Origin of the sequence: Laedolimicola ammoniilytica (genome assembly GCF_025567165.1) — a bacterium.
Lineage (GTDB): Bacteria > Bacillota > Clostridia > Lachnospirales > Lachnospiraceae > Laedolimicola > Laedolimicola ammoniilytica.
Window position 1 is genome coordinate 243,886 of record NZ_JAOQKC010000002.1, and the last position, 8,454, is coordinate 252,339.

General features: G+C 35.0%; 6 protein-coding genes. All 6 read right to left on the reverse strand.

Features of this window, described 5'->3' with window-relative positions; translation table 11 throughout:
* Positions 1–3: 3 nt before the first annotated feature.
* A complete protein-coding gene (locus OCV63_RS02535) occupies positions 4–3,135 on the reverse strand; it encodes a type I restriction endonuclease subunit R (protein WP_158361849.1) in 3,132 nt (1,043 codons plus the stop codon).
* Complete coding sequence (locus OCV63_RS02540) at positions 3,128–4,378, reverse strand: restriction endonuclease subunit S (protein WP_158361850.1); 1,251 nt, start codon at positions 4,376–4,378, stop codon at positions 3,128–3,130. Before OCV63_RS02540 ends, OCV63_RS02535 begins: the two co-directional genes overlap by 8 nt.
* On the reverse strand, positions 4,371–5,174 hold the full coding sequence (locus OCV63_RS02545) for a hypothetical protein (RefSeq protein WP_158361851.1): 804 nt from the start codon (positions 5,172–5,174) through the stop codon (positions 4,371–4,373). The genes OCV63_RS02540 and OCV63_RS02545 overlap by 8 nt, the downstream gene beginning before the upstream one ends.
* 3 nt (positions 5,175–5,177) lie before the next feature.
* On the reverse strand, positions 5,178–6,842 hold the full coding sequence (locus OCV63_RS02550; protein ID WP_158361852.1) for a type I restriction-modification system subunit M: 1,665 nt from the start codon (positions 6,840–6,842) through the stop codon (positions 5,178–5,180).
* Positions 6,835–7,188, reverse strand: coding sequence for a hypothetical protein (locus OCV63_RS02555; RefSeq protein WP_022264417.1), 354 nt, complete (start codon positions 7,186–7,188; stop codon positions 6,835–6,837). The genes OCV63_RS02550 and OCV63_RS02555 overlap by 8 nt, the downstream gene beginning before the upstream one ends.
* Before the next feature lie 167 nt (positions 7,189–7,355).
* Positions 7,356–8,105 (reverse strand): hypothetical protein, encoded by a 750-nt coding sequence (locus OCV63_RS02560; protein WP_262670606.1) that lies wholly within the window; start codon positions 8,103–8,105, stop codon positions 7,356–7,358.
* Between the last annotated feature and the right edge of the window lie 349 nt (positions 8,106–8,454).

An 8,454-nucleotide genomic window follows, 5' to 3' on the forward strand; every position in this document is an offset into this window, starting at 1 on the left:
TAACTATATTACTCCAAAATATTTTTCAAAGAATACCTTTAACTTATCAATTACTGTTTGTTTTTTCAAAACCCTATTTGAGCCACCAGAGAATCTTGAAATTGGAGGTAATATTTTATCAATATCTGTTCCTGTGGTTTTTATTCCTCCATCTCTAAATGAATTCTCTATAAATTTTTGAGCTTCATCATGTTTTAGTTTTTCATCTTGAATGATTTTTTCTAAATCTTTCTCTTTTTGTTTTTTTACAAAATCTTGCCAATCCTTTTCAACATCCGTTTTTACTGTCATTTGGGCAACAAAACCTTCAATTAAAGCTTTTTTGCTACGTAACTCAACGCTTGCATCTATTGATTTGTTAATATTAGCAAGAATTGTTTTATCTTCACAGTTCGATTCATGATATTTTACAACAAGCATCAAGATGTAATCTATATTGACCTCAACCTGCTTAATAAGTTCTATTTCAAAAACTATATCATCATTAATTCGTTCTTTTTCAATGTCACTTTTTTTAGCATAATCTTGATATAAGTCAATGTAAATACTCTGATAATCTTGTAAATCTATAGCTGATACAGAACTATCATTTTCGAAATCATCAAAACATCTTAAAATATTTCTCAATTTCAAAATGCTACCAAATAGTTTGATAAAATTTTTTTCGTTATCCTCGCCGATGATTTGACTGCCTATCGGAAATTCATTTACCAGTCTGGTTACAAGCTCGTTATAACCTTCAATATGCTTTCCGTGCTCATCTTCATAGCCATTCATATACTCATTGTAAGTTTTTAGAATAACCATACCTCTTGCGTTTTTATCCCCAAAAAGTGCTAAGGCATTATTAGTGGCTGTTTCAAGGTTTCTAAAACAAACAATGTTTCCAAATGTTTTAACTGAGTTCAAAATACGATTAGTACGGGAAAACGCTTGTATCAAACCATGATCCTTTAAATTCTTATCTACCCATAAGGTATTGAGAGTTGTAGCGTCAAATCCCGTTAGAAACATATTGACTACGATCAGCAAATCAATCTCACGATTTTTCATTCTCAATGATACATCTTTATAATAGTTTGGAAATTTATCGGCAGATGTATCATAGCTAACCTTAAACAGCTTATTATAATCATCAATCGCACTGTCAAGAAAATCCCGTGAAGTCTGATCAAGACCACTTGTGTCAAAATTCTCATCTTGCAAGATATCATCCGGATCTTCTTCGTTTGGATTAAAACTGAATATCGTAGCAATATTTAATTTGTGACCCGTTTCCTCCATTTGCTTTTTAAATTCATTGTAGTATGCAATCGCTGCCGGAATAGATGCAACTGCAAAAATCGAATTAAAACCATTTACTTTTGCAGTTGATTTTTGCTCTGATACAGTATTATTCTTGGACCTCGCCATTTTTTCTACATTCGTAATCACTTTATGGTCATAATAGGAACGACTTTGATTGCGATAAGTTTTCTGCTCAAAATGTTCAAGAATGTATTGTGTAATCTCAGATACTCTTTTAGGGTCAAGCAAAGCTTTTTCACGGTCAATTGCCTTTACTTGCTTATCGTATAAAAGCTCAGGGTTTTTGATCGTGTTGATATAATCAATTCTAAAAGGCAATACATTACCATCATGGATAGCATCAACAATGGTGTATGCGTGCAGTGGTCTTACTTTATTTCCGTTTTCATCCGGTTCACCGCCGAAAACCTGTGCTGTGGTACGCATATTCGGAGCGTTGGAACTGTTCGAGTTTATTGCAAAAATAGGGGTGCCTGTAAACCCGAAGATATGATAATTTTTAAAGTGCTTTGTAATAGACTTGTGCATATCTCCAAACTGAGAACGATGGCATTCATCAAAAATCATAACAATGTGTTTTTTATAAACTTCATGTTCTTTGTTCTTGGATATGAATTTATCTAACTTTTGAATGGTTGTGATGATGATTCTTGCATTATCATCTTCCATTTGTTTTTGCAGAATTTTAGTAGAGGTGTTGCTGTTGGCAGCACCTTTTTCAAATCTGTCGTATTCTTTCATTGTTTGGTAGTCAAGATCTTTTCTATCGACAACAAATAATACTTTATCAATGAAATTCAATCCTTGAGCAAGCTGTGCGGTTTTAAAGCTGGTTAAAGTCTTGCCGCTTCCGGTGGTATGCCAAATGTAACCGCCTGCCTCTTTTCTGCCGGTTTTTTTGAGATTAGTAGAAACGATAATGCGGTTTAGGATTTTTTCAGTTGCCGCAATTTGATAAGGACGCATTACCAATAGTAAATCATCTGAAGTAAACACACAGTAACGAGTCAAAATATTAAGCAGCGTATGTTTTGCAAAAAAGGTTTTTGTAAAGTCCACAAGGTCCGGGATGGTACGGTTTTTTTCATCCGCCCAATAACTTGTAAATTCAAAGCTATTAGAAGTCTTTTTCTTTTTTGCTGCGTTTTTTTCTGCATTATCTTTGATATGCTGAAATCTTGTTGTATTAGAATAATACTTTGTGTGTGTACCATTGGAGATTACAAACAGCTGTACATACTGATACAATCCGCTGCCTGCCCAAAAACTGTCACGCTGGTATCGATTGATTTGGTTAAACGCTTCTCGAATTGCGTTCCCTCGTTTTTTAAGCTCAATATGCACCAATGGCAATCCGTTTACCAAAATCGTCACATCATAACGAGTATCATGCTTTCCGCCATCTTCTTCATACTGGTTTATTACCTGCAAATGATTGTTATGAATGTTGGTTTTGTCGATCAGTTTGATGTTTTTTACATATCCGTTATCAAGGGTAATGTTTTGCAGATACTCTTCCTGTATTTTGCGGGTTTTCTCTACAATTCCATCATTACCGTTTGAAATAACGCTGTTGTAAAAGTCGTTCCACTCTTTATCGAAAAAGGTGTAGTTATTCAGTTTTTCAAGCTGTGTACGGAGGTTGTCAATTAAGTCCTGTTCGCTTTTTATAGTAATGTATTCGTAGCCTTGACTGACAAGGCGATTTATAAAATCTTGTTCAAGCGCCGCTTCGCTTTGATAGTCGGTGCTTTTTCTTTTTTCGGGTGTGTACTCAGCCACTACTGTACTTTCAGTAGAGCTTGCCACAATTTCAAAGCTATTCATTTTCCGCCGCCTCCTTTTTCTTAAAAGTTAAGAGCTTATCTCGGTAATATTCATATTGTTTTTGTCTTGCTTCGATTTCGGCAGGCAATCCCTCGCTGATATCGTTGCAAAGCTTATCGAAACGGTCAAGAATATCAACAATGCGCTGTTGTTCTGCAAGCGATTTTTTCTCATCTTCCGGATATGGAATTGGAATAGTTAATTTTTCAAAATCGGTTTTATTAAATTTACTCTGTCCCATATTTGAAGTGACTTTTTTCAATTTCTTTTGAAATTCAAAAGATTCAAATGTGTATTTTAAATATAGCAAATTAACTTTACTGCTACGAATTAGCAACGCGTTTTTAGCAAGAGCATTGTATTTATACGGTAGCTTTATTGGATCGATATAGTATACTTCTCCACAATTTCCTACACTAGGTAAAACAATACATGGGGTATCTAATTGAACTCTCCACAAATAATCATATGAATCTTTAGATATATAAATTGGTGAGTTATTGGTATAATTGCACTTAATATCAACTGTTCTTATTAGCTGGGCATAATCTGGTTTTGATAAATAAGGCACTTTTTTTGAAACTTCAGCAAAAGAACCCGCTGCTGCAAAGTTAGTTATTGTGTCACAAACTTCTTTTATCGGATATAATTTACTCTGCTTAATCGAATTTAAAACAGTGTCCCTATAATACTCATATTGCTGTTTTCTCGCAGTGAGTTCCGTAGTGAGTTCCGTAGTGAGTTCCGTAAATTTATCCAATATACGAACGATTTCTTCTTGTACCGGTAAAGGTGGAAGAGGAATTATGAAGTCTTCAGTTACTCGCAAAGAAATTTGAGGTAATGATCCCATTCCTGAAGCTGCTTCTCTGAAGTGTTCAATATTATTTTTCAGAACATAATATAAATATTTTACTTTGATTGGATTATCTGCTGTATATGCCCACATTTCATTTTTAAAAGTAAATGGTTTATCATAATAAACAGCATCAATTACCCCTCTGGACTGCACTAAAACAGCAGGTACTCTCGTAATATTTGCATTAGGTATATCAGCTTCATGAGCAGTGATGACAGTTTTTCCTCCTGCAAAGATTTTGATTTCACCGTCATCAGATGCAATTTCCTTCATTTTGCCCGCAGTAATAGGAGTACCTTTTATTCTTGCATAACTATTTTTTATTTTCTTAAATTCTACCCCATTTGGGCAAAGTTCATTTATAAGTTGTTCTAATTTACTCATTCTCCTCACCTCCGGTATGCCAACCTAAGGTACCTATCGCATCCATTAGTTCTCTGTTAGTTTTTATTTTTTCCAGTACACCTGTAACTAATCGATAAAAAGCATCAAATTTTTGTAATGCCTCATCTTCGTCATAATCTCCATGAACTACATCACTAAGCTCACCAAATAGTTTATAGCCATCTTCAGCAAATTCCGAAGGAATGATATTACACTGATCTTTTACTGGTGTAAGAATCTGAATAAACGGTTTAAGATTGCCGTTTGCTTTCCTCGTTTCAATGGGCGGATTTGCAGCCTCTGCTGTTTGGATAATAATTCTTTCAAAAACCTTTCTCAAATAAACAATAGACCCTGCTCCAAATCCTTCTCTGGCTGCCTTTCTGGCTTTTTCCAAAGCATCTGTGAAATCACCGTAAGTTTCAGTATTTAGCGAAACTGCTTCCGAAAATTTCTCACTTCTTTTTGCAATACGCACATAAGGATATTGACTATGTATATTATCTTCTCCTCTGCACTCAAGCAAAAACCACATTTGCACAGAAGCACCGCAACGAGGGCACTCAAGAACACAGTCAATGCTGACAGTCTTTTCGTTTACACCAATGCAGAACAAGTCCTCCCCAGAATAAAATGTGCGCTGATCGCCGCAATTATTACAATAATAATTTAATGCAACTTTACCGACCGCTATTTTTTTAGAATTTCCGGTTTTAAGCTTCCTACTGCCCAAAAAGCCTTCTATTTGTACATAATCTGTTGTTATCGGTTTTGATAACACATCTGATAATCTCATACATTACGCCTCCTCAATTTCAGCTATAATCGCATCAATTTCGGCACGCAATGTATTTTCACGCTGAACAATTTCAGATATTTGCTTGTTAAGGACAGCTATATCGATAGCTTCTCTTGTATCCTCGCTTTCTACATAAGTTGACACAGAAAGATTGTAATCTGCATTTTCAATATCTTCCTGTTTAACAAGAGCAGTAAAATGCTTTTCCGTCTTTCGGTTGATATAAGCGTTTAATATATTCTGAATGTTATCAGGCTCGTTGCTTGATGTTCCATCCCCCAATTTATTGCTGTTGGTAGACTTGACAAATTCTTTTGAAGCATCAATAAACAGAGTTTGGTTGTCAACTTTAGATTTTTTGAGAACCATAATACAAGTCGCAATGCTTGTTCCGTAAAAAAGATTATCGGGCAGCTGAATGATACATTCGATATAGTTATTATCAATCAGATATTTTCTGATTTTCTGTTCTGCACCTCCACGATACATAATACCGGGAAAACAAACAATAGCCGCCGTTCCGTCTGTAGCAAGCCAATGCAGGCAATGCATAATAAAAGCAAAGTCCGCTTTTGATTTAGGAGCCAATACACCGGCAGGAGAAAAGCGAGGATCGTTTATCAGTGTTCCGTTGTCAGAGCCTTCCCATTTTATAGAGTACGGGGGATTTGAAACGATGGCTTCAAACGGTTCTTCGTCCCAATGCTTAGGATCAGTCAAAGTGTCGCCATGTTCAATGCTGAATTTATCGTAACCTATGTCGTGTAAGAACATATTGATGCGGCAAAGGTTATAAGTTGTAATGTTAATTTCCTGACCAAAGAATCCATTACGGACATTGTCTTTACCAAGAATTTTTGCAAACTTCAAAAGTAACGAACCGCTTCCCACAGCAGGATCGTATACTTTATTTACTTCTGTTTTCATTTTACCGTTATTATCAAGAAGTGAAATTTTTGTCAGAAGCTCAGATACCTCTTGTGGGGTGAAAAATTCGCCGCCGCTTTTTCCGGCGTTAGAAGCGTACATTCCCATCAGATACTCATAAGTATCCCCAAATGCATCAATGGAATTATCTTGATAATTACCAAGATCCATATCCCCGATAACAGTAATTAATCTTTTAAGCCTTTTGTTTCTTTTAATAACTGTTGGTCCGAGCTTATTGCTGTTCACATCTATATCATCAAACAGTCCTTTAAAATTTTCTTCGCTTGGACTTCCAATGGCAGAGGCTTCGATGTTCTTAAAAATCTCTTGTAGTTTTTCATTTAGATTTTCGTCCAAGTCACTAATTTCAATTTCCTTACCATTTTTTTCAGACTTTTCTTTAACATCTTTATCTTCTTTTCTAATTTTCAATAATAAATTATTAAACAATTCAGTTGGCTTGATAAAGAATCCCTTTTCTTGCACCATTTCATCTCTAATGCTTTCTGCTACATCATCATCAATCTTGGCATAATCAAACTCATTATTTCCTGCATCCCATTCCCCTTTATTTATGTAACTTGTAAGATTTTCAGATATGTATCTATAAAACAGTATACCTAAAACATACTGTTTAAAATCCCAGCCATCAACGCTGCCCCTAAGTTCATTAGCAAGTGTCCATATTGTACGATAAAGTTCATTTCTTTCTTGTTCTCTTTTATTATCACTCATTTTTGCAATCTCCATTCTTAAGTATTTTTTTGTAATTTATGTTTTTTCGCAATTCACTGCACAACTCTTTATCTTTTAATATTTCAGCAATATCAGCAGGCACTTCATTTCGCTCTTGTGCAGCCAAGTCAAAAAATAAATTTCTTTGCTCTTCTGTTGGATTCAACAACTTTAGCATTGCAAATTGTCTTTCTGGAGGAGGTGGATTAACTTTACCACTTAAAATGTCATAAAAATACGGTTTTTTTATACCGAGTGTGGTGTAAAACTTGATATTTGATAAGTTTGCCTCTTTTATCATTTGTGCAAGTAAATTGCAAAATTTAATAGAATTATCATTATCCAAGTAATCACCACCATTTCTAATTTAGTATGTAAGTATACATACTTACATACTATCATTTTTCTAATAAAAAATCAACAAGAATCAATCGTGTATTTATTGATTCTTGCTGGTTTTTATAGACGATAGATTTCTTATCTATTATATCTCTATGTGTATTTATATTTTATTCATCCTTTTACTTTTCCCTCATACATCTCCCACAATCTCTTCTGCTCTGCTCCTATCCTCAATATCTCCTGCAAATCCCTCACCATCGCCTCAACATTAGCATCCATCTGCTCAACAGTACCAGTGCGATTACCTGCCGAAATCTCCCATCGAACACTCTCTTTAGAGTAATATTCTTTAGTCTCCACATTCATATATCCATACAACGAATATGAATAGCCACTGCTTTTCTCTAGGAATATCGGTGCTACTTCCCCTTTAGAAGTTTTCCATCTCATCAGCCTCGGAAACCAACACAAGCCTTCTTTTATCAGTTCTTTGAATGCTTCAAGCAGCTTGCCCAGCTCATTCAATATTCCACGGAATGAGTTTCCTGCCTCTATTGTCTTATCTGCTTCGACCTGATTAGCATATTCTTCTATTGTAGGTGCAAATAATCTGAATGACGATACAAAATTCTTGATTCTATCAAGTAATATCGTAGCATCTTCTGCTTTTTCAATAGCACTTGCCAACTCTTCATTTACCGATTGAAGTTCTGACCTCTTTTCGTCAAGTTCCATTGATATCTGTTTTGATTCTCTACTATCCATTTCTGATAGTGACTTAGTAATCCGCCGCATACTTTCCAGGCATGAAATATCAGACTCCAGTTTTTCTTTTTTATTCGTATATTCTTTTTCAATAGATTTCGATGTAATGGCACTTTTCTTATTGCTCACATGAGCTGTATATGAAATATTTCCCATTCGCATCTCCTTATCTGTACTACCTTTTTATCTGTTAAATCTATCGGAGCAGTACAGTTATCATCTTGGCTCTGCCACAGATGATAACCCCCTAGCAGTTTTGGCAAGCCAAAATTGCACTGGGCTCTCCGAGGGTTTTATATATTATCTTTACCATTACCAAGAGTTTAATAATCTGTACTTTTTATAATTGCAGACTCTAAACTCTTTCCTAGAATTTAGAATCTGCTTTTTCAAACATCCAGATTGTTAAACTGTAAGCGTCAAATAAAACAGTGTATAGAAAAATAACCGTCAGCCTTTTATACTAAAAGGTCAACGGTTATCGACAGAATTCTTTTACAAGAGG

What these genes read in the sequence shown, in the direction of transcription:
- OCV63_RS02545 (WP_158361851.1), bottom strand. Translation starts at nt 5,174, where the DNA reads ATGAGATTATCAGATGTGTTATCAAAACCGATAACAACAGATTATGTA.
- OCV63_RS02535 (WP_158361849.1), bottom strand. Translation starts at nt 3,135, where the DNA reads ATGAATAGCTTTGAAATTGTGGCAAGCTCTACTGAAAGTACAGTAGTG.
- OCV63_RS02560 (WP_262670606.1), bottom strand. Translation starts at nt 8,105, where the DNA reads ATGGGAAATATTTCATATACAGCTCATGTGAGCAATAAGAAAAGTGCC.
- OCV63_RS02550 (WP_158361852.1), bottom strand. Translation starts at nt 6,842, where the DNA reads ATGAGTGATAATAAAAGAGAACAAGAAAGAAATGAACTTTATCGTACA.
- OCV63_RS02540 (WP_158361850.1), bottom strand. Translation starts at nt 4,378, where the DNA reads ATGAGTAAATTAGAACAACTTATAAATGAACTTTGCCCAAATGGGGTA.